The sequence below is a fragment of the Jatrophihabitans sp. GAS493 genome (genome assembly GCF_900230215.1).
In the GTDB taxonomy this organism is placed as follows: domain Bacteria; phylum Actinomycetota; class Actinomycetes; order Mycobacteriales; family Jatrophihabitantaceae; genus MT45.
Genome location: NZ_LT907982.1, coordinates 2,164,410 through 2,183,411 on the forward strand (window position 1 = coordinate 2,164,410; position 19,002 = coordinate 2,183,411).

General features: G+C 68.7%; 20 protein-coding genes. 14 read left to right on the forward strand and 6 right to left on the reverse strand.

What is annotated here, in order from left to right; all coding sequences use genetic code 11:
- Positions 1-167 precede the first annotated feature (167 nt).
- On the forward strand, positions 168-1,361 hold the full coding sequence (gene serB / locus CPH63_RS09970; protein ID WP_096302825.1) for a phosphoserine phosphatase SerB: 1,194 nt from the start codon (positions 168-170) through the stop codon (positions 1,359-1,361).
- Positions 1,362-1,405: 44 nt separating this feature from the next.
- Here serB and CPH63_RS09975 read toward each other — a convergent pair whose 3' ends face one another.
- Both CPH63_RS09975 and CPH63_RS09980 read right to left on the reverse strand, forming a co-directional pair.
- Positions 1,406-1,975, reverse strand: a complete 570-nt coding sequence (locus CPH63_RS09975; RefSeq protein ID WP_096302826.1) for an isochorismatase family protein — start codon at positions 1,973-1,975, stop codon at positions 1,406-1,408.
- 3 nt (positions 1,976-1,978) lie between these two features.
- A complete protein-coding gene (locus CPH63_RS09980; protein ID WP_096302827.1) occupies positions 1,979-3,280 on the reverse strand; it encodes a nicotinate phosphoribosyltransferase in 1,302 nt (433 codons plus the stop codon).
- 35 nt (positions 3,281-3,315) lie between these two features.
- Here CPH63_RS09980 and clpS point away from each other — a divergent pair, with 35 nt between their 5' ends.
- The 8 genes from clpS to CPH63_RS10020 all read left to right on the forward strand — a co-directional run bounded on the left by clpS (position 3,316) and on the right by CPH63_RS10020 (position 8,401).
- Positions 3,316-3,639: an ATP-dependent Clp protease adapter ClpS gene (clpS, locus tag CPH63_RS09985; RefSeq protein WP_241895863.1), complete on the forward strand. Its 324-nt coding sequence runs from the start codon at positions 3,316-3,318 to the stop codon at positions 3,637-3,639.
- A complete protein-coding gene (locus CPH63_RS09990) occupies positions 3,636-4,100 on the forward strand; it encodes a DUF2017 family protein (protein ID WP_157749430.1) in 465 nt (154 codons plus the stop codon). The genes clpS and CPH63_RS09990 overlap by 4 nt, the downstream gene beginning before the upstream one ends.
- A gap of 41 nt (positions 4,101-4,141) precedes the next feature.
- Positions 4,142-4,564 (forward strand): Mov34/MPN/PAD-1 family protein, encoded by a 423-nt coding sequence (locus CPH63_RS09995; protein WP_096302829.1) that lies wholly within the window; start codon positions 4,142-4,144, stop codon positions 4,562-4,564.
- Positions 4,565-4,716: 152 nt separating this feature from the next.
- Complete coding sequence (locus tag CPH63_RS10000; RefSeq protein WP_096302830.1) at positions 4,717-4,992, forward strand: MoaD family protein; 276 nt, start codon at positions 4,717-4,719, stop codon at positions 4,990-4,992.
- Between the two features lie 22 nt (positions 4,993-5,014).
- Positions 5,015-5,977 (forward strand): PLP-dependent cysteine synthase family protein, encoded by a 963-nt coding sequence (locus CPH63_RS10005; RefSeq protein WP_096302831.1) that lies wholly within the window; start codon positions 5,015-5,017, stop codon positions 5,975-5,977.
- A 129-nt stretch (positions 5,978-6,106) separates the two neighbouring features.
- Positions 6,107-6,790 (forward strand): rhomboid family intramembrane serine protease, encoded by a 684-nt coding sequence (locus CPH63_RS10010; RefSeq protein WP_096302832.1) that lies wholly within the window; start codon positions 6,107-6,109, stop codon positions 6,788-6,790.
- Positions 6,787-7,632: a glutamate racemase gene (gene murI / locus CPH63_RS10015; RefSeq protein WP_096302833.1), complete on the forward strand. Its 846-nt coding sequence runs from the start codon at positions 6,787-6,789 to the stop codon at positions 7,630-7,632. The genes CPH63_RS10010 and murI overlap by 4 nt, the downstream gene beginning before the upstream one ends.
- A 28-nt stretch (positions 7,633-7,660) precedes the next feature.
- On the forward strand, positions 7,661-8,401 hold the full coding sequence (locus CPH63_RS10020) for an MBL fold metallo-hydrolase (RefSeq protein WP_096302834.1): 741 nt from the start codon (positions 7,661-7,663) through the stop codon (positions 8,399-8,401).
- Between the two features lie 10 nt (positions 8,402-8,411).
- Here CPH63_RS10020 and CPH63_RS10025 read toward each other — a convergent pair whose 3' ends face one another.
- Positions 8,412-8,813 (reverse strand): secondary thiamine-phosphate synthase enzyme YjbQ, encoded by a 402-nt coding sequence (locus CPH63_RS10025; RefSeq protein WP_096305059.1) that lies wholly within the window; start codon positions 8,811-8,813, stop codon positions 8,412-8,414.
- Positions 8,814-8,888: 75 nt separating this feature from the next.
- On the opposite strand from CPH63_RS10025, the gene CPH63_RS10030 reads away from it, so the two are divergent.
- Positions 8,889-12,131, forward strand: a complete 3,243-nt coding sequence (locus CPH63_RS10030; protein ID WP_172892194.1) for a BTAD domain-containing putative transcriptional regulator — start codon at positions 8,889-8,891, stop codon at positions 12,129-12,131.
- Between the two features lie 21 nt (positions 12,132-12,152).
- On the opposite strand, the gene CPH63_RS10035 is transcribed toward CPH63_RS10030, so the two are convergent.
- On the reverse strand, positions 12,153-13,019 hold the full coding sequence (locus CPH63_RS10035; RefSeq protein ID WP_096302836.1) for an ABC transporter permease: 867 nt from the start codon (positions 13,017-13,019) through the stop codon (positions 12,153-12,155).
- Positions 13,016-14,056, reverse strand: coding sequence for an ATP-binding cassette domain-containing protein (locus tag CPH63_RS10040; protein ID WP_096302837.1), 1,041 nt, complete (start codon positions 14,054-14,056; stop codon positions 13,016-13,018). The genes CPH63_RS10035 and CPH63_RS10040 overlap by 4 nt, the downstream gene beginning before the upstream one ends.
- Before the next feature lie 211 nt (positions 14,057-14,267).
- On the opposite strand from CPH63_RS10040, the gene rph reads away from it, so the two are divergent.
- The 4 genes from rph to CPH63_RS10060 are packed head-to-tail and all read left to right on the forward strand — an operon-like array spanning position 14,268 to position 16,910.
- Complete coding sequence (gene rph, locus CPH63_RS10045; RefSeq protein ID WP_096302838.1) at positions 14,268-14,999, forward strand: ribonuclease PH; 732 nt, start codon at positions 14,268-14,270, stop codon at positions 14,997-14,999.
- The gene (locus CPH63_RS10050) at positions 14,996-15,634 is read left to right on the forward strand and encodes a non-canonical purine NTP pyrophosphatase (protein WP_096302839.1); all 639 of its coding nucleotides are present in this window, start codon (positions 14,996-14,998) and stop codon (positions 15,632-15,634) included. The genes rph and CPH63_RS10050 overlap by 4 nt, the downstream gene beginning before the upstream one ends.
- A 50-nt stretch (positions 15,635-15,684) precedes the next feature.
- Positions 15,685-16,317, forward strand: a complete 633-nt coding sequence (locus tag CPH63_RS10055; RefSeq protein WP_157749432.1) for a GNAT family N-acetyltransferase — start codon at positions 15,685-15,687, stop codon at positions 16,315-16,317.
- Positions 16,314-16,910 (forward strand): GNAT family N-acetyltransferase, encoded by a 597-nt coding sequence (locus CPH63_RS10060; RefSeq protein WP_096302841.1) that lies wholly within the window; start codon positions 16,314-16,316, stop codon positions 16,908-16,910. The genes CPH63_RS10055 and CPH63_RS10060 overlap by 4 nt, the downstream gene beginning before the upstream one ends.
- A gap of 36 nt (positions 16,911-16,946) precedes the next feature.
- Here the strand turns inward: CPH63_RS10060 and CPH63_RS10065 are convergent, their stop codons facing one another.
- Positions 16,947-18,833, reverse strand: coding sequence for a bifunctional diguanylate cyclase/phosphodiesterase (locus CPH63_RS10065; RefSeq protein WP_096302842.1), 1,887 nt, complete (start codon positions 18,831-18,833; stop codon positions 16,947-16,949).
- Between the last annotated feature and the right edge of the window lie 169 nt (positions 18,834-19,002).

The window sequence follows — 19,002 nt, forward strand, 5'->3', positions numbered from 1 at the left end:
GTTCCGTTGGCACGATTGAGAGTGAGTCGGTCGGAATTGGTCGGCATCCGAGCCAGCGGTGAGCGCAGCCGCCGGCGGCAGAGCGGTCAGCAGAGCGAGCGTCGGCAGACAGACCGTCGGCAGACCTTGCCGATCGTCGGCGACCAGCGGAAGGGGGACTGAACGAAATGCAGCCAACCTCATTCCTGTGCACGATCACTGGTCGCGACCGCCCCGGCGTCACGGCCGCGTTCTTCGGCGCACTGGCCGGCCATGACGTCGACGTTCGGGACGTGGAGCAGGTCGTGATCCGCGACCGGCTCATCCTGGCCATCCTTTTCGACCTCCACGGTGAGACGAGCGCGCTACGCCGGTCCTGCTCGCAGACGGCCTCCGCGCTGGGCATGGAGTGCGAGCTCGAGGTGGCCGATGAGCGGGCCATGGTGGCGCTGCGCAGCCCGCGGCTGAGTCGCAGCCACGTCATGGTGCTCGGCAAACCGCTCCGCGCCGGGGCGATCAGCGACGTGGCATCCCGGATCGCCGAGATCGGCGGGAACATCGAGTCGATCACCCAGCTCTCCAATGACCCCGCGCCGAGCATCGAGCTCGTCGTGGGAGCGCCCGACCAGCACCAATTGCGGGCCACGCTCGTTCAGGCGGCCGATGACACCGGCCTCGACATCGCGGTGGAGCCCGCGGGCCTGCGCCGACGCGCGAAGCGACTCGTCGTGCTCGACGTGGACTCGACGCTCATCCGTGACGAGGGGATCGACGTGCTGGCCGCCCACGCCGGGGTGGCCGACCAGGTTGCCGATCTGACCGAAAGGGCGATGGCTGGTGAGCTGGACTTCGAGCAGTCGCTGCGGGCCCGAGTCGGCCTGCTGGCCGGGCTGCCGGCCAGTGCCGTGGCCGAGGCGCGGGATTCACTTCGCCTCACCCCTGGTGCCCGCACCTTCGTCCGCACCCTGAAGCGATTGGGCTATCACGTCGGAGTGGTCAGCGGTGGCTTCACGCAGTTCACCGACCGCTTCGTAGCAGAGCTCGGACTCGACTTCGCGGCCGCGAATGAGCTGGAGATTGTTGACGGACGGGTCACCGGACGCCTCGTCGGAGCGATCGTGGACCGGGCGGGGAAGGCCAGTGCACTGCGGGACTTCGCGGAGAGGTTCGATGTCCCGCTGTCTCAGACGGTGGCCGTGGGCGACGGGGCGAACGACATCGACATGCTCGAAGCGGCTGGCCTCGGGATCGCCTTCAACGCGAAGGCGGCGCTGCGGGCGGCGGCGGATACCTCGGTTAACCAGCCCTTCCTCGACTCGGTGCTCTTCGTCCTCGGCATTTCGCGCGAGGAGATCGAGGAAGCGGCGGCCGAGGCCCGCTAAACCCGCCGAGGCTAAGACCCCCGGTCAAGCCGGCTGACCTCGCCTCAGGCTTGGTAGGGCGTCCCGACCAAGTGCACCCCGGCCGATTCGAGCTGCTCCAACGCTGACTCGACCGTCGCCGGTGCGACTCCGGCGGTGAGGTCGAGGCGGACCGTCGTCGTGAAGCCGTTGGCCACAGCATCCAGCGCGGTGGCCCGTACGCAGTGGTCGGTCGCGATACCGACCACCTCGACCTCGGTGATGTCTCGCTCCCTCAGCCACTCCGCAAGGCCAACTCCGTCGTGTCTGGCCTCAAAACCGGAGTAGGCGGCGGCAAACTCACCCTTGTCGAAGACGGCCGCGATCGCCGCCGTCTCCAGGTTCGGGTGCAGTTGCACGCCACCAGTCCCGACCACGCAGTGAGCGGGCCATGAGTCGACAAAATCAGGGTGTTCGCTGAAGTGCGCCCCCGGATCAATGTGATGGTCGCGGGTCGCGACGGCGAGTGCAAAGTCGGCCGACCGCAGGCGGGCACTGATCGCAGTGGCGACCGCACTCCCGCCGGCCACCGCTAGCGAGCCGCCCTCGCAGAAGTCGTTCTGTACGTCGATCACCAGTATCGCCAAGGACGTCATGGGTCACCGCACCTCCACCCGGGTCGCGATCGCCGGCTCGCCCCGGGAGAGTTTCAGCCCGTCCCACGGCAGGGTAACCATCGCCGACAGCAGGTGGGCTCGCGACTCGTCCAACGTCGCCAGCCCGTCCACCACCTGGCCCGTCCGCATGAGCGGCACCTGGAGCGGGCGTACCTGCAGTTCGGATGTCTCCGCCGCCGGGGAGGGATCAACCCCCGACGATGCGGCCACGACGATCTCCTCGACCGCGGTTCCGGTGGGTTTGTAGCTCCGGTACGCCGTCTTTCGACCGCCTTGGCTGGCCTTGTGCTCCGAGCGCTTCGCCACCGGCCGCCCGTCGACGCTCACCAGCTTGTAGACGAGACCGGCGGTGGGTGCGCCTGACCCAGTTACCACGGCCGTCCCGGCGCCGTAGGCATCCACCGGCAGCGCCGCCAGCGAGGCGATCGCGAACTCATCCAGGTCGCCGCTGACCACGATGCGGGTGTCAGTGTTTCCGAGCTCGTCCAGCTGTGCGCGGGCCTGCCGGGCGATCGGTCCGAGGTCGCCGGAGTCGATTCGCACCGCGCCGAGTGCCGTTCCGGCGGCGGCCACGGCGTTGGTGATGCCCTGGGTGATGTCGTAGGTGTCGACCAGCAGCGTCGTCCCCGGGCCGAGCGCGGCCACCTGGGAGCGGAAGGCCGCCAGTTCGTCGTCGTGCAGCAAGGTGAAGGCGTGCGCCGCGGTGCCGGCCGTGGGGACGCCGAACTCAGCTCCCGCGGCCAGGTTCGAGGTCGAGGCGAAGCCGCCGAGGTAAGCCGCTCGGGCTGAGGCGACGGCCGCGATCTCGTGGGCCCGGCGCGACCCCATCTCGATCACCGGACGTCCCTGGGCCGCACTCACCATGCGGGCGGCGGCCGCGGCGATCGCACTGTCATGGTTGAGGATCGACAGCACCACGGTCTCCAGCACGACCGCCTCGGCGAAGGTGCCGCTGACCGTCAACAGCGGGGAGTAAGGGAAGTAGAGCTCGCCCTCGGGGTAACCGTCGACGTCGCCGCTGAAGCGGTACTGGCTCAGGAACTCGGCGGTCCGCGGATCGATCACCGACGACTCCTGGAGGCCGGCGATCATCGCCGCGTCGAAGGTGAAGTCGGTGATCGCCTGCAGCACCCGCTGGGTACCGGCCACCACGCCGAAGCGCCGCCCGTCGGGGAGCCTTCGGGTGAAGACCTCGAAGACGCAGCGCCGCTGGGCCGAGCCGTCGGCCAGTGCCGCGGCCAACATGGTGAGTTCGTATCGGTCAGTTAAGAGCGCACTCGACATTCCTTGATGGTGCCAGCCCCACCTACGATGTAGGCATGGCGGGGACGATGATCAGCGGTTCGGCGACCGAGACGGGCACGGCGCTGCCGGATCTTGACCTCGATGCCCAGGCGGTGTCCAGCCCTGATCGGCCCTGGATCACGATCGTCTGGAACGACCCGATCAACTTGATGTCGTATGTGACGCACGTCTTCATGGAGGTCTTCGGCTACCCGAAGTCCAAGGCCGAGAGGCTCATGATGGACGTCCACCAGAAGGGGCGGGCCGTGGTCTCCAACGGAACCCGGGAGCGGATGGAGCTCGACGTGAACACCCTGCACGGCTACGGACTGTGGGCCACCCTGCAGCAGGACACGTGAAGGTCAGTCGGCGCCGCGGGGTCGTACGTCTGAAGCTGGAACCGGTGGAGAGCGCGCTGCTCGTCGGACTCCTGGACGACCTGGCCGAGGCACTCGAGGAACTGAGCCCGGACGACCCGGTGCGCCGTCGCCTCTACCCGGACGGCCACCGCGACGACGCCACCATCGCCGGCGAGTTCCGTGACCTCACCGAGTCGAGCCTGCACGAGGAGCGGACCCTGCGCCTAGGCCAGTGCCGGGCCGAGGTGGAGCTGGGTGTGGCCCCGCTGGAGCTCGGGGAGGACGAGGTGCGGCGGTGGCTGCAGGTCACCAACGACCTGCGCCTGGCCATCGGCACCCGGCTCGGAGTCACCGAGGAGAGCATTGTCATCGACCCCGACTCACCGGACGCGCAGGCCTGGGCGATCTACCACTGGCTCTCCGCTCTGCAGGATGCCCTCGTCGACTCGGTGATGGGCTGAGCGACTAACCTTGGCTACGTGTCACAGAACGGAGCGTCGTCATGCTGACGATTGACGTCGCCACCCGCGACGCCATCGTCGCGCATGCCCGTCGCGATCACCCCGACGAAGCCTGCGGCGTGGTAGCCGGCCGCGAAGACTCCGACCGCCCCACCCGCTACATCCCGATGCTGAACGCAGCCCGTTCGCCCACGTTCTACGAGTTCGACTCGGTGGACCTGCTGCACCTCTACCAGGAGATGGCGAAGCTCGATGAGGAGCCGGTGATCATCTATCACTCGCACACCTCCACCGAGGCGTACCCGTCGCGCACCGACATCTCCTACGCCTCCGAGCCCAACGCCCACTACGTGCTCGTCTCCACCCGCGAGGAGCTCGGCGAGGAGGTCGAGTTCCGCTCCTACCGGATCGTCGACGGGGTGGTCACCGAGGAGCCGATCACGGTGGTCGAGTCCTATGGATGAGGTGACTTCGCCCACCCCAACGCGCTCCTAGGCCGGGATGGGACGATATGAGCAGCCACACGCGTTACAAGGACGTCACCACACTGCCCGTCAGCCTCCGGCTGTCCCACCAACAGCCAGTCCGGCTGTGCAAACAAGGAGTTACCCAAGACATGGCCATTGAGGTCAAGATCCCGACCATCCTGCGCACCTACACCGGAGGCGCCAAGAACGTCGAGGCGAAGGGGGAGACGCTCTCCGCGCTCTTCGACGACCTGGACAGCAACTACGCCGGGCTCAAGGGACGGCTGATCACCGACGACGGATCGCTGCACCGTTTCGTGAACGTCTACGTCAACGACGAGGACGTCCGCTTCACCGGCTCGCTGGAGACCGTGCTGAAGGACGGCGACGCCGTCACCATTCTCCCGGCCGTCGCCGGCGGCTGACCAGCCGAAGACCGCTGACGCTGTGACCCGTTACGACTCGCTTCTCGACTCGCTGGGCAACACCCCGCTGGTTGGTCTGCCACACCTCTCGCCACGCTGGGAGGGGGAGCATCCAGTGCGCCTCTGGGCCAAGCTGGAGGATCGCAACCCGACCGGATCGATCAAGGATCGGGCTGCCCTGGCGATGATCCGCGCCGCCGAGGCTGACGGCCGTTTGACGCCGGGCTGCACGATTCTGGAGCCGACGTCCGGAAATACCGGCATCTCGCTGGCGATGGCGGCGAAGCTGCGCGGATACGGGCTGGTCTGCGTGATGCCGGAGAACACCTCGGTCGAGCGTCGGCAGTTGCTGGAGATGTTCGGCGCCCGCATCGTCTCCTCGCCGGCCGCCGGTGGGTCGAACGAGGCGGTGGCCACCGCGAAGCGGATCGCCGCCGAGAATCCCGACTGGGTGATGCTCTACCAGTACGGCAACCCGGCCAATGCGCAGGCGCACTACGACACCACCGGTCCCGAGGTGCTGCGCGACCTGCCGACGATCACGCATTTCGTGGCCGGTCTCGGGACCACCGGCACCCTGATGGGCACCGGCCGCTTCCTGCGCGAGAACGTGCCGGGCGTCCAGATCGTCGCCGCCGAGCCGCGGTACGGCGAGCTCGTCTACGGGCTGCGGAACATCGATGAGGGCTTCGTGCCGGAGCTCTACGACGACTCGGTGCTCACCACCCGATTCTCGGTCACCTCCTACGACGCCCTGCGCCGCACCCGCGACCTCATCGAGCACGAGGGAATCTTCGCCGGAATCTCAACCGGTGCGATCCTGCACGCCGCGCTCTCCATCGCCGACCGGGTCGCCGGTACCGAGAAGGCGGCCGACATCGCCTTCGTCGTGGCCGACGGCGGCTGGAAGTACCTCTCCACCGGCGCCTACGACGGCTCATTGCAGCAGGCGGCTGAGAAGCTCGAGGGGCAGCTCTGGGCCTAGCGCCCCTAGGCCCCCGACCGTGGCCTCAGCGGTGAGCGGATCGGGCACGGGCTGATCACGGCTGAGGCGTCCGCCGCAGATCTGGGATCTCGGCTCTGACGGCGCCGGGAGTTGGCTACCCTAATTGACGTGACCTTCGTTCCGCACCGCCGGCGTCTGCTGGAGAGCACCGAGGACGCGGAGCCGATGAACTGGGCCCGCGCTCTGCTGCTGATGGGCATCGCCGCCGGCGTGCTCTGGGTCATCGAGATCGTGAACTGGACGCTCGATCAGCGACTGGATCGCTTCGGCCTTCGCCCTCGCGAACTCGCGGGGCTCGAGGGTGTCGTCACGATGCCGTTCCTGCACTCCGGCCTGTGGCCGCTGCTGTCGAACACCCCGGCCTTCATCGTCCTCGGCTGGGCCGTACTCATCTCCGGCCTGCGCGTCTGGGCGGTATCCACGAGCCTCATCGTCGTGCTCGGTGGGCTGCTGACCTGGTTCGTCGCCCCGAGCGGCCTGATCATCGGGGTCAGCTCGCTCGTCTTCGGGTGGCTGGGCTACCTGCTGGCCCGCGCCTTCTTCTCCCGCAGGCTCCTCTGGATCATCGGGGCCGTCGTCGCGGCCTTCATGTTCAGCGGCCTCTTCGCCGGCCTCATCCCGTCGGTGAACAGCAACAGTTCCTGGCAGGCCCACCTCTGCGGGTTCGTCGCCGGTCTCTTCGTCGGCTGGCTGCTTCACCCGCGCAAGCAGAAGCGACTGCCGCTGCCCGCCAAGGGCAAGCTGCGCAGCTCCGGGCCGGCCGAAGGCACTGCCCCGGCGCCGACCTCATGAGCGCCCCCATCACGGCCGAATCACCGATCGGGATCTTCGACTCCGGCGTCGGTGGCCTCACCGTCGCCCGCTCGATCCTCGATCAGCTGCCGAACGAGACGCTCCTCTACGTCGGCGACACCGCACACTCGCCGTACGGGCCGAAGCCGCTGGCCGACGTTCGGCGCTACTCCCTCGAGGTGATGGACGAGCTGGTCGCGACCGGTGTGAAGGCGCTCGTGATCGCCTGCAACAGCGCCAGTGCCGCCTGCCTGCGCGACGCCCGGGAGCGTTACGACGTGCCCGTGGTCGAGGTAATTCTCCCCGCCGTCCGCCGGGCCGTGGCCGCCACCCGCAACGGCAAGATCGGGGTCATCGGAACCGTCGCGACGATCACCAGCGGGGCGTATCAGGACCTCTTCGCGGCCGCCCCCGGCGTCGAGGTCTCGGCCGCCGCCTGCCCGCGCTTCGCCGAGTTCGTCGAGCGGGGGGTGACCAGTGGCCGGCAGCTACTCGGACTGGCCGAGGCTTATCTGGCGCCGCTCAACCATGCGGGCGTCGACACCGTGGTGCTCGGCTGCACGCACTACCCGCTGCTCACCGGGCTCCTCTCGGTGGTTCTCGGCGATCAGGTCACGCTCGTCTCCAGCGCCGAGGAGACGGCGAAGGACATTTACCGCGTGCTGCTGAGCGACGACCTCCTGCGCCCAGACGATGCGCCGCCACCGCAACACATCTTCCGGGCCACCGGCTCGGGCGAGATGTTCACCAAGCTCAGTCACCGATTCCTCGGCCCGGACATCATCGATGTCGACGCGGCGGCCGCGACCGCCGGCCTGCCGTTGCCGTCGGTGCGCGCGTAGCGCTGGTACCGGGGAGCGACGGTTCGCGATGAAGCTGACCATCCTCGGCTGCTCGGGCACCGTACCCGGCCCCGACTCACCGGCCTCGGGGTACCTCGTCGAGCACGAGGGCTTCCGGCTGCTCCTCGATCTCGGGCAGGGGGCGTTGGGCGCGCTGCAGCGCTTCGCCCGGCCCGAGCAGATCGACGCGTTGTTGGTGTCGCACCTGCACCCCGATCACTTCATCGATATGACCGGACTGGCCACCTATCTGCGGTGGGGTCCCGCCCGGCTGTACCGGCGCCTGCCGGTGATCGGCCCGGTTGATACCGAGGCCCGCCTCTCTGCGGCCTGCGGCGACCCGGGTCACCCCAACGATCTCAGCGAGATCTTCGATTTCCGAACGCCGACGGATGGGGAACTCGGCCCGTTCCAGCTTGATTTCGCACGAATGCGTCATCCGATCGCCTGCGACGGCGTCCGTATCTCGGCCGGCGGACGCAGCCTGGTCTACAGCGGCGATACCGGCCCGACCAAGGCCCTGGTGACGTTGGCCCGGGACGCCGACCTGCTGCTCTGCGAAGCGGCCCTGGAGCCCGGTCAGGTGCTGCCGGAGCTGCACCTGACCGGTCGCGAGGCGGGCGAGCATGCGGCCGCCGCCGGAGTCGGGCGGTTGATCGTGACGCATGTGCCGCCGTGGGTCTCCCGCACCCAGGCGGCCGACGAAGCGCAGCAGACGTTCGATGGTCCGGTAACCGCCGCTCAGCCCGACGCCGGCTACGAACTCTGACCCGCCGGGCTCAGCTGAGCAGCGAGAGGCGCACTTGGCGCACGGCGTTGTCGACGTTCGTGTCCACCAGGCAGATCGATTGCCAGGTGCCGAGCTGCAGCCGCCCGCCGACGACCGGCACCACAGTTGACGGGCTGATGAACGCGGGCAGGACGTGATCACGCCCGTGTCCGGGTGAACCGTGCCGATGTGACCAGCGATCATCGGTCGGCAGTAGCTCACGCAGGATCGAGAGCAGATCCTCGTCCGACCCGGCCCCCGTCTCCAGAATCGCCACGCCGGCGGTCGCGTGCGGGACGAAGACATTGAGCAGCCCGTCGCCGTGGCCGGCGACGAAATGGCTGCATTCGCCGGTGAGATCGTGGACCTGCGCCCGGGACCCGGTACGAACCTGAATGGTTTCACTCAACATCCCTCCATCCTGCCGTGGTCGGTGTTTCGTCCGTCGCCGGCCAACCACCAGATGGCGGTGAGGCAGACTTGTCCCATGCAGGTCGCCGTGTTGGGAACGCTCGAAGTGCGCGTCGCCGGGCAGACCCACGGGATCTCCGGTGCCCGACTACGGGTGCTGCTCGTCGCACTCGCCCTGCGCGCTGGGCGCAGTGTCTCGGCGGCCGCCCTGGCCGATGCTCTCTGGGGCGATGAACAGCCCACCGACGTCACCAATGCTCTGCAATCCCTGGTCTCGCGGCTGCGCCGCACGCTCGGCGATGGTTCCCTGATCCAGCAGCAGCCCGGTGGCTATCGGCTGATCGCCGAATACGTGGACGCGGCCCAGTTCGCCGAGCTGACCAGCCGCGGGCGCGAAGCGCTGCGACGCGGCGACCCGACGGCGGCCGATGAACTGCTGCGCGAAGCGCTCGATCTATGGCGGGGTGAGAACCTGGCCGAGGCCGACTCCTTCGCTCAGGAGGCGCACCGGCTGCGCGAACTGCGGGCCGAGGCGTTGAGTTTGCGAATCGACGCCGACCTCGCCCTCGGACGGCACGCCGAGGTGGTCAGCGAGCTGGACGGGTTGGTTGCCCACTATCCGTTGCGAGAACAGTTCGCCGCTCAGCTGATGACCGCCCTGGCCCGCTCCGGACGCCCGGCCGAGGCGCTGGCCGTCTTCGACCGAGTGCGCACCACCCTGGCCGACGAGCTCGGGATCGACCCGTCTCCGGCCTTGACCGCGGTGCACCTGCGGATCCTGCGGGCCGACGAGGCGCCGCTGCCGACGCCGACACCTCCAACTCCCACTCCGACGCCGGCTCCAGAACAGGCATCCGACCCGCGGCACACCAACCTGCGCTCCCAGGTGAGCAGCTTCTTCGGCCGTGACGTCGAAGTGGCCCGGATCGGCGAACTGCTGGGGGAGTCCCGGCTGGTGAGTGTGGTCGGGCCGGGCGGGGCCGGAAAGACCCGGTTGGCCACGGAGGCCGCGGCCGGGCTCATCGACGAGGTGCCGGACGGAATCTGGCTGGCCGAACTGGCGTCGGTCAGCGACGGAGCCGACGTGCCGCAGACGGTCCTGGATTCTCTGGGGATTCGCGAATCGATCCTGGTCGAGCGGGGCGGCAAGCCGATCACTCGTCGTGATGCGATGAGCCGGCTGCTGGAAGACCTGCGCACCAAGGAGCTGATCATCGTGCTCGACAACTGCGAGCACGTCGTCGAGGCGGCGGCCGAGGTCGCCGACCAGCTGCTGGCCCACTGCCCGGGGCTGCGGATTCTCGCGACCAGCCGGGAACCGCTCGGCATCGTCGGTGAGTCGCTGGTTGCGGTACCGCCGCTCGGGCAGCCGGCCCCGGACGCGACGCCGGAGCAGGCGTTGCAGTTCCACGCCGTCCAGTTGCTGGTCGACCGGGCGACCGCCGTCCAGCCCGACTTCCGGGTCGACGAATCCACCGTGGCTGATGTCATCGAGATCGTGCGTCGCCTCGACGGCCTGCCGCTCGCGATCGAGCTGGCCGCGGCCCGACTGCGCACCCTCTCCGTACGCGAGGTGGCCGCCCGTCTCTCTGACCGCTTCCGGCTTCTCACCGGCGGCAGCCGGACCGCGCTTCCCCGCCATCGCACGCTGCGAGCGGTGGTCGAGTGGAGTTGGGACCTGCTGAGCGACCCGGAGCGGCTGCTCTGCGAACGCCTGGCGATTTTCCCGGCCGGCGCGACTCTGGACAGCGCCGAGGCGGTCTGCAGCGGGGATGGGGTTGAGCGGGCCGACATGCTCGACCTCCTCTCGTCGCTGGTCGACAAGTCACTGCTGCAGCGCAGCGGAGCCGACGGCACCCGCTACCGAATGCTGGAGACGATCCGCGAGTTCGGAGTCGAGCGGCTGGCCAATCGTGGCGAGACGCCGGCGATGTTCGCCCGGCACGCCCGCTACTTCGCCGCCCTGGTGCACCGGGCGCAGCCTCACCTGCATGAGGCGGGCCAGTTGCGTTGGATCGCGCTGCTCGAGGCCGAGCGCGACAACATCCTCACCGCTCTGCGCAGTTTCGGCGCCCAGGAACAGGCGCAAGAGGCGGTGCGGTTGGCCATCGACATCGGCTGGTACTGGATGCTCGTCGGCAAGAACCGGGAGGTCGCCACCTGGATCGGTTACGCGCTTTCAATACCGGGGGAGGTGGACGACGCCGCGCGAGCGCTCGCCGACGCACTCAACGCCATCGGCACCCTCTCGATCGACGCCGAGCTCGATTTCAACGGGGTTGAGCAGGGTCTGGCCCGGTTGGCTGACGTGGGCCACCGGCTTGGTGAGATCGACCTCTCCGAGGAGCCGATGGCCATCATGCTGCGGCCGGTGCTGGCGATGTTCGGAGGCGACGACGACAAGTTGGAGGGTCTGCTCGAGGAGGCGCTGCAGAACCCGGACCCCTGGGTACGGGCCGCGGTCCGGGTTTTCCGTACCAATCTGGCCGAGAACCAGGGTGATCTGGAGACGATGCGTAGCGACGCCGGTATCGCGCTTGCCGAGTTCCGTCGACTCGGTGAGCGCTGGGGTCTGGCCAACTGCCTGCAGGTGATGGGGCTGGTGCACACCCTCGACGGTGATCTCCTCCTCGCCGCGGAAGCGTATGAGGAGGCCCTCGCCCTGGCCGCTGAACTGGGTTCGAGTGAGGACCGGGCCATGCTTTGGATCCGGCTGGCCGACGTCCGAATGCGGCTGGGAGAGCCGGAGGCTGCGCGCGCAGCGGTGATGCAGGCCCAGGAGACGAGCGACAAATCCGGTTTCGGGATGGAGCAGATCCTCGTCGACTCCGTACTGGCTGACGTGGCCCGCATCAACGGCGACCTGGTCGAGGCGAGCGAGCGGCAGGCCGAGGCGCTGCGCCGGATGGAGCTGGTGCCGCATTCGCACCCGATCCAGGGGCACGGGGAGGCGATGATCGTCGCGATGGGGGCCAAGGCCGAACTCGGACTCGGCAATATCGAGCTGGCCCGGGAAATGCTGGCCCGGGCCTTCCGCGCCGGCGTCGGCACGACCGACATGCCGATTGTGGCGATCGTCGGCGTCGGGACCGCTGAGCTGGCCTACCAGCTGGAGAAGTACGGCGACGCGGCTGAGATCCTCGGCGCAGCGGCCCGGCTGCGCGGATCGCCCGACAGCACACAGCTCGACATCCGACGACTCACCGAAGGACTGGTGGGCGCCCTCGGCCAGCAGCAGTTTGACGAGACCTACCAGAAAGGCCGGGCAACCGACCGCGATGCGGCGATTGCCCGGCTCGATCCGGGGCTGCTTGACTAGTCCTCGGTGTAGCTAACTGCTTTAGGCGCGACGCTTGTAGGCCCGCAACGCGAGCGGGACGAAGACCACCAGCAGGATCGCCATCCACAGAAACGTCCAGGCCAGATCGACGGCGACCGGACCACCGATCAGCAACCCGCGGTCGGCGTTCACCAGGTGGGTGATCGGGTTGGCCTTGACGAAGGCCTGCAGCCAGCCCGGCATCGTGGCGGTGTCGACGAAGGTGCTGCTGCCGAAGGAGAGCGGCAACACCAGCAGGAACATGAAACCCTGCACCGCTCCCGGCGTGCGTGCCTTCATGCCGACGAAGACGGAGATCCAGCAGAAGCAGAGCGCGAAGGCCATCGACAGGCCGAGAGCGGAGGCCAGTGCGTACGGATTGGTCTCGATGCGGAATCCGATGATGTACCCGAAGCCGAGAAATATGGCGAAGAGCAGCAGGTAGCGCACCACGTCGGCCAGCACGGCGCCGACCAGGGGAGCCGAACGGGCAATCGGGAGTGACCGGAACCGGTCGAAGACGCCCTTCTCGATGTCGGCATTGAGGTTCTGGCCGAGGGCCACACCGGCCATGGCGATCGACTGGCCGAGCAGACCCGGCAGCAGGAACTGCAGGTACTGGTGCTGCGACCCCTGGCCGATGGCCCCGCCGAAGATGTAGGTGAAGAGCAGCAGGAAGATCACCGGCTGCAGCGTCACATCGACCAGGGCCTCCGGCGTGCGTAGCGTCTTGATCAGGCTGCGCTTGGCCAGCGCCATCGAATGGCGAAGCACCGCGAAGCGGCGGGGGGCGGCTGCGGTGGCGGCCGCCGGCATCGGAGCGTTCGGACGCTCCGGCGTGGAGAGGCGCCCCGGCTGGGGTGCTGGGTCGGAGATGGTGACGGTCATGCGACGGCCCCTTCACTCAGTTGGGCGGAGTTGGTCGCGGAGTCGGGCGCGGTGTCGGTCGCGGTGTGGTGCGCCGGACCGGCCGACTGGGTGGAGTTTCGGGTGCCGGTGAGGGAGAAGAAGACCTCGTCCAGACTCGGCAGGTGCAGGGAGAGTTCGGTGACGGCGATCCCGGCGCTGCTCAGCCGGCTGACCGTCGCAGCCAGCGCGCCGTCGTCGGGGACCGAGACGCTGACGATGCCACGGGCCGGCGACTCGGGGCGGGCCTGGGCCACCTCGGCCAGGATGCTCGAAACCTCGTCGACGCGCGTCACATCCACCGGCCGCACGGTCAGCGTCTGCCCGCCGACGACCCGCTTCAGGCCGTCCGGGGTGTCGTGGGCGATGACGTGACCGTGGTCGATGACCGTGATCTCATCGGCCAGGGCGTCGGCCTCCTCGAGATACTGCGTGGTCAGCAGCACCGTCGAGCCGTCGGTGACCAGGTTGCGTACCACGTCCCACATGTCCTCCCGCTTGGCCGGGTCGAGGCCGGTGGTGGGTTCGTCCAGGAAGATGACGGACGGTCGTCCGACCAGCGAGGCGGCCAGGTCCAGGCGGCGGCGCATTCCGCCGCTATAGGTCTTAGCCATCCGGTTCGCGGAGTCCCGCAGATCGAACCACTCCAGCAGCTCGGCCGCCCGGGCCCGCGCGGCGCGGGCCGGCAGGTCGAGCAGTTGCCCGATGAGCACCAGGTTCTGGGTGCCGGTGAGATCCTCGTCGACCGACGCGTACTGGCCGGTGAGGCCGATGCTCTGCCGGACCTCGAACGGATTCTTGGCGACGTCGAAGCCGGCCACCTGCGCGCGGCCGGCGTCGGCGCGCAGCAGGGTGGCGAGAATCCGGACGGCAGTCGTCTTGCCGGCACCGTTCGGGCCGAGCACGCCGAGCACCGTGCCCGGACGGGCAGCGAGGCTGACCCCGTCCAGGGCCAGCGTGCTGCCGGCACCCTTGCCGAATCGTTTGGTGAGGCCCACGGCCTCGATTGCATAAGTCATGACACTGATACTGCGGCACGCCCCTGACACTCCGCGCACAGTTCGCTGACAGCATGAGCCGGCCCATGATCGGCGGCTGACAGCATCATCCGGCCATCATCGGCGGCCGACAGCTACGAAACAGCTACGGTGAACGCGCGCAGAGCGGCGGCGGCGGCGACCCCGCCGCGTCCTCGAATCAGTGTCGGAGCTTCCCCGTACAGTGCAAATCATGTCTAGCACTCAGCGCCCGGACGGTCGCGCGGTCGACCAGCTCCGCCCGATCACCATCACCCGCAACTGGCAGGCCTACGCCGAGGGCTCCGCGCTCATCGAATTCGGCGAGACCAAGGTGCTCTGCGCGGCCTCGGTCGTGCAGGGCGTGCCGCGCTGGCGCAAGGGCAGCGGCCTGGGCTGGGTCACCGCGGAGTACTCGATGCTGCCGCGAGCCACCCTGACCCGCAACGACCGGGAGTCGGTACGGGGCAAGCTCGGCGGCCGCACCCACGAGATCTCCCGCCTCATCGGCCGAAGCCTGCGCGCGGCGATCGACCTCAAGGCCCTCGGGGAGAACTCGATCTCGCTCGACTGTGACGTCATCCAGGCTGACGGCGGCACCCGCACCGCCGCGATCACCGGGGCCTACGTGGCACTGGCTGACGCGGTGAGCTGGCTCGATGCGAAGGGGGCGCTGGCCAGCGCCAACCCGATCATCAACCCGGTCTCGGCGGTCTCGGTCGGAGTCATCGACGGGCAGCCCCGCCTGGACCTGATGTACGAGGAGGACGTCCGGGCCGAGACCGACATGAACGTCGTCGTCACCGGTTCCGGTGAGTTCATCGAGGTGCAGGGCACCGCCGAAGGTGCGCCGTTCCGTCGTGACGAGCTCGACGCGCTACTGGATCTGGCCGTCTCCGGCTGCGCACAGCTCGACGCGCTGCAGAGGCAGGCACTGGCCCGGTGAGCGACCCGGCGAAGGTGCTACTGGCCACTCGCAACGCCAAGAAGCTCGGTGAGCTCCGGCGGATTCTCGAGCCGCTGGTGAGTGTTACCGTGCTCGGCCTCGATGACGTCGCGGAGTACGAAGAAGTCCCGGAGACCGGGGCGACCTTCGCCGAGAATGCGCTGCTCAAGGCTCGGGAAGGGGCCAAGCACACCGGCCTCGTCACCGTCGCCGACGACTCCGGCCTGGAGGTGGATGCCCTCAACGGCATGCCGGGGGTGCTCTCGGCTCGCTGGGCCGGGCGGCACGGCGACGACGAAGCGAACCTGAAGCTGGTGCTGGCCCAACTGGGTGACACGCCCGACGATCGCCGCGGCGGACGCTTCGTCTGCGCCGCTGCGCTGGCCTCCCCGTCCGGGGTCGAACACGTCGAGCTGGGAACGATGCCCGGCCGGCTGATCCGTGAACCGGTGGGCGCCAACGGCTTCGGCTATGACCCGATCTTCGTGCCTGAGGGGCAGCCGACAGCCTCGGGAGTGCCCGCAGATCGCACCAGTGCTGAGCTCGACCCCGCCGAGAAGGACGCGATCAGCCACCGGTCGGCGGCGCTTCGGGCGCTCCTGCCCTTTCTGCTCGAACAGTTCCCGAGCCGCTGAGGCCGGGCGAGTAATCAGGCGAGTGAGGGGCAAGAGCGACGGTGGGTCCAGTGCTGATAGGCGGAAACAAGGACGCGGCGAACTACGGCCAGGCGGTGCTCACCGGCGAGCTCGTACGGCTTCGAGCCACCCGCTCCGAAGATCTCGACCTGCTCGCCCGATGGCAGCAGGACCCGAGCGTGCTCGTCACCCTGCAGGGGTGGCTCAGGCCGCCGTCGGAGGCGGCGGCCAAGGCGTCCACGGCCGAGCGAACCGCCAACGACGGGGACGGCAAGGTTGGGTTCGCGATCGAGACACGATGGAGCGCCGCCGTGGAGCCGACGCTCATCGGCCAGATCAACGCCTTCGACATCCGCCCCCAGGGTCGCTCGGCGAGCGTCGGCGTCTTTCTCGGGCCAGAGTTCAGCGGCCATGGTTACGGCACGGACGCGTTACGCACGATGGTGGGTTACCTCTTCCGCGAGGTGGGGCTGCATCGGGTCCAGCTCGCGGTGGCCGACTTCAACACGGCCGGCCGACAGGCCTATCGCAAGGCCGGCTTCGTCGAGGAGGGGTGCCGCCGGAAGGCCATCTTCCATGACGGCGGCTGGCATGACGAGATCCAGCTGGCGATCCTCAGCCCTGAGTGGGCGCCGGGTGCGAGTCAGGGCGGCACCGGTCCCGTTGGAGGCGCGTCGTCATGAGCGAGCTGACCAACTCCGACTCCGCCCGCGAGTACGCCGAATCGGTGCTGGTGGGCGAGCGGGTCCGGTTCCGAGGCACGCGCGAGGATGACCTGGCCACGCTGGTCGTCTGGCAGACCAACCCCCGCGTGCTGGCGACGCTGACTGACTGGGTGATACCGGTGTCCGAGGCCGCCGCCCGGGAGAGGTTCGCCGAGTGGAGTGCCAATCAGGGCAACGACATCGGCTTCTCGGTCGAGACGCGGCCCACCCCCGACGCCGAGCCGGAGCTGATCGGCCACGTCGGCGCCTTTGGGATCCGCCCACAGGGGCGCTGCGCGACGCTCGGTCTCCTCATCGGCCCTGAGCACGCCCGGCACGGTTACGGCACCGATGCCATCCGCCTCATCATCAGCTACCTCTTCCGGGAGGTCGGGCTGCATCGCGTGCAGGCGACCGTGGCCGCCTTCAATGTCGCCAGTCTGTACGCCTGCGCACGAGCCGGGTTGATCGAGGAGGGTCGGCGGCGAGAGGCCGTCTTCCATGACGGCGCGTGGTACGACGAGGTGCTGGTGTCGATCCTGGACGAGGAGTGGCTAGCCCCGCCACAGTGAGAAGCGTCCGCCGAGCGGGGGCGCGTCCGAGCGGGATCAGGCGACGATCTGGCTGATGAGCCAGGCCTCGCTGCTGACCTGCTTCATCGACGTGCTCGGCACCGGATTGAGCGGAGCGTCCTGATGCTGTGGTGCCGGGCGTCCGAAGAAGTAGCCCTGCGCATGCGAGCAGCCGAGCTCGGTCAGCACCCGCGCCTGGCGTGCGGTCTCCACACCCTCGGCCACGATCTTCAGGTCCAGCGCCATCGCCATCGCAACGATCGCCCGCAGCACTGGCATCTCACCGCCCTGCTCCGGTATCGCCGCGACGAAGGACTGGTCGACCTTCAGCACGTTCGCCGGCAGGTTCTCCAGGCGGTTCAACGACGAGTAGCCGGTGCCGAAGTCGTCGATGGCGATCCGTACGCCGAGTTCGCGCAGGTCACGCAGCACGGCGAGAACCCGCAGGTGGTCGGCGTCGAAGGTCGACTCGGTGACCTCGATGATCAGCGCGGACGGGTCCAGGTCGGCTTCGGCGAGGGCCTGGGCGACGTAGTCCCCGTATTCGGGGTTGGTCAGTTCGTGGCCGGAGGCGTTCACCGAGATCGATCGCGGCACACCGGTCTCGCGGATGTGCGCCGCGGTGCGGGCGCACGCCTCACGCAGCATCCAACGCCCGAGGACATGAATCGCCCCGCTGGTCTCGGCCAGCTGGATGAACTCGCCCGGGGCGACCATCCCGCGTTCCGGGTGGTTCCACCGGATCAGCGCCTCGTCGCCGGTGACCGCCCCGCGCTTGAGGTCGACGATCGGCTGGAAGTAGACCTCGAACTGCCCGTCCTGCAGGGCGCGGTACAGCTGCGCCGCGGCCGAGGCGTCGTCGACGACGCCGAACTGGGAGGTCTGGCCACCGCCGCCACTCTTGGCGTTGTACAGCGCCACGTCGGCGCGGCCGAGCAGCTTCGACTGGGAGTCGTCCGGGCGAAGTTCCGCCACGCCGGCCGAGAACGACGCCTCATGTAGCACCGCGGCGCGAAGCGAATCGGCCAGACCCGCCGCCCGATTGGCTGTGTAGCCGGGGAGGATGAGCGCGAACTCGTCGCCGCCCTGCCGGCAGAGCACCTTCGAGCGGGAGACCATCGGCTTCCAGATCGCGGCGAGCGCGCTCAGTAAGCGGTCACCCTCGCTGTGCCCGGCGAGGTCGTTCACCGACTTGAAGTCGTCGAGATCCATCACCACTACGGCCAGCGGGCTCTCGTTGCGCTGCGCGTCGGCGATCGCCTGGGTCAGGCGCAGTTCGAAGCCGAGACGGCTGTAGAGCCCGGTGAGTGGATCACGTTCGGCTGCCGCCGCGGCCCGGGTCAGCCAGACCACGGCGAAGGCCAGGATGACGAGGCAGCCCTGCAGGTAGAGCACCTGGGCCTCGATCAGGCCGCTGTAGTGGAAGGCGAAAGCCGAGCAGGCCTCGACCAACGCGATGTGCGCCAGCGCCGCCCCCCACGGGAAGTAGAAGGAGGCCCCCAGCACCACGAGCATGAACATGATCGCGTCGTCGAGGGCGGAGACCTGGTCGTCCGGCCCAACCATGCAGACGGCGACCGTGATGATGACCGTCGCTGAGACGAGCAGGGGATGAAAGGCGATGTGCGGTATGCGGTGGCCGACGGCGATCGTGACAATCCCGGAGATGATCGTGACAACCGCCACCGCGGTGAGGAGAGTCGTGTTCGGCAGCGGGACCGGTTGCAGGTAAAGCCCGCAGATCCCGAAGACGCCCGCGATGATGAAGGCCAGGCCGGTGGTGGAGGCGATGATGCGGACCCCGCCGACGGCCGGCTTTCGCTGGGCGGCGGCCCAGATGACGCGTAGGCGGTACCGCAGCACGGCACGCAGCGTGACCGCATGGGTCGCGGCGACCGGCGCGGAGCCACTTACTTCGTGCATTCTCACCGAGACATTCCATGTCGGAGCTACGCCGTGTCTCCCACGGCTCGAAGCAAGCAGTCTCTCCTAGCTGGCCGCTCTTCGCACTTCGAAAAATGCGGCCCTCAGAAAATGCGCAGCCGGCTCCGCGGGTCTGTCCGCTGGTCGGTCCGAGCCGGCGCGCGGCGGA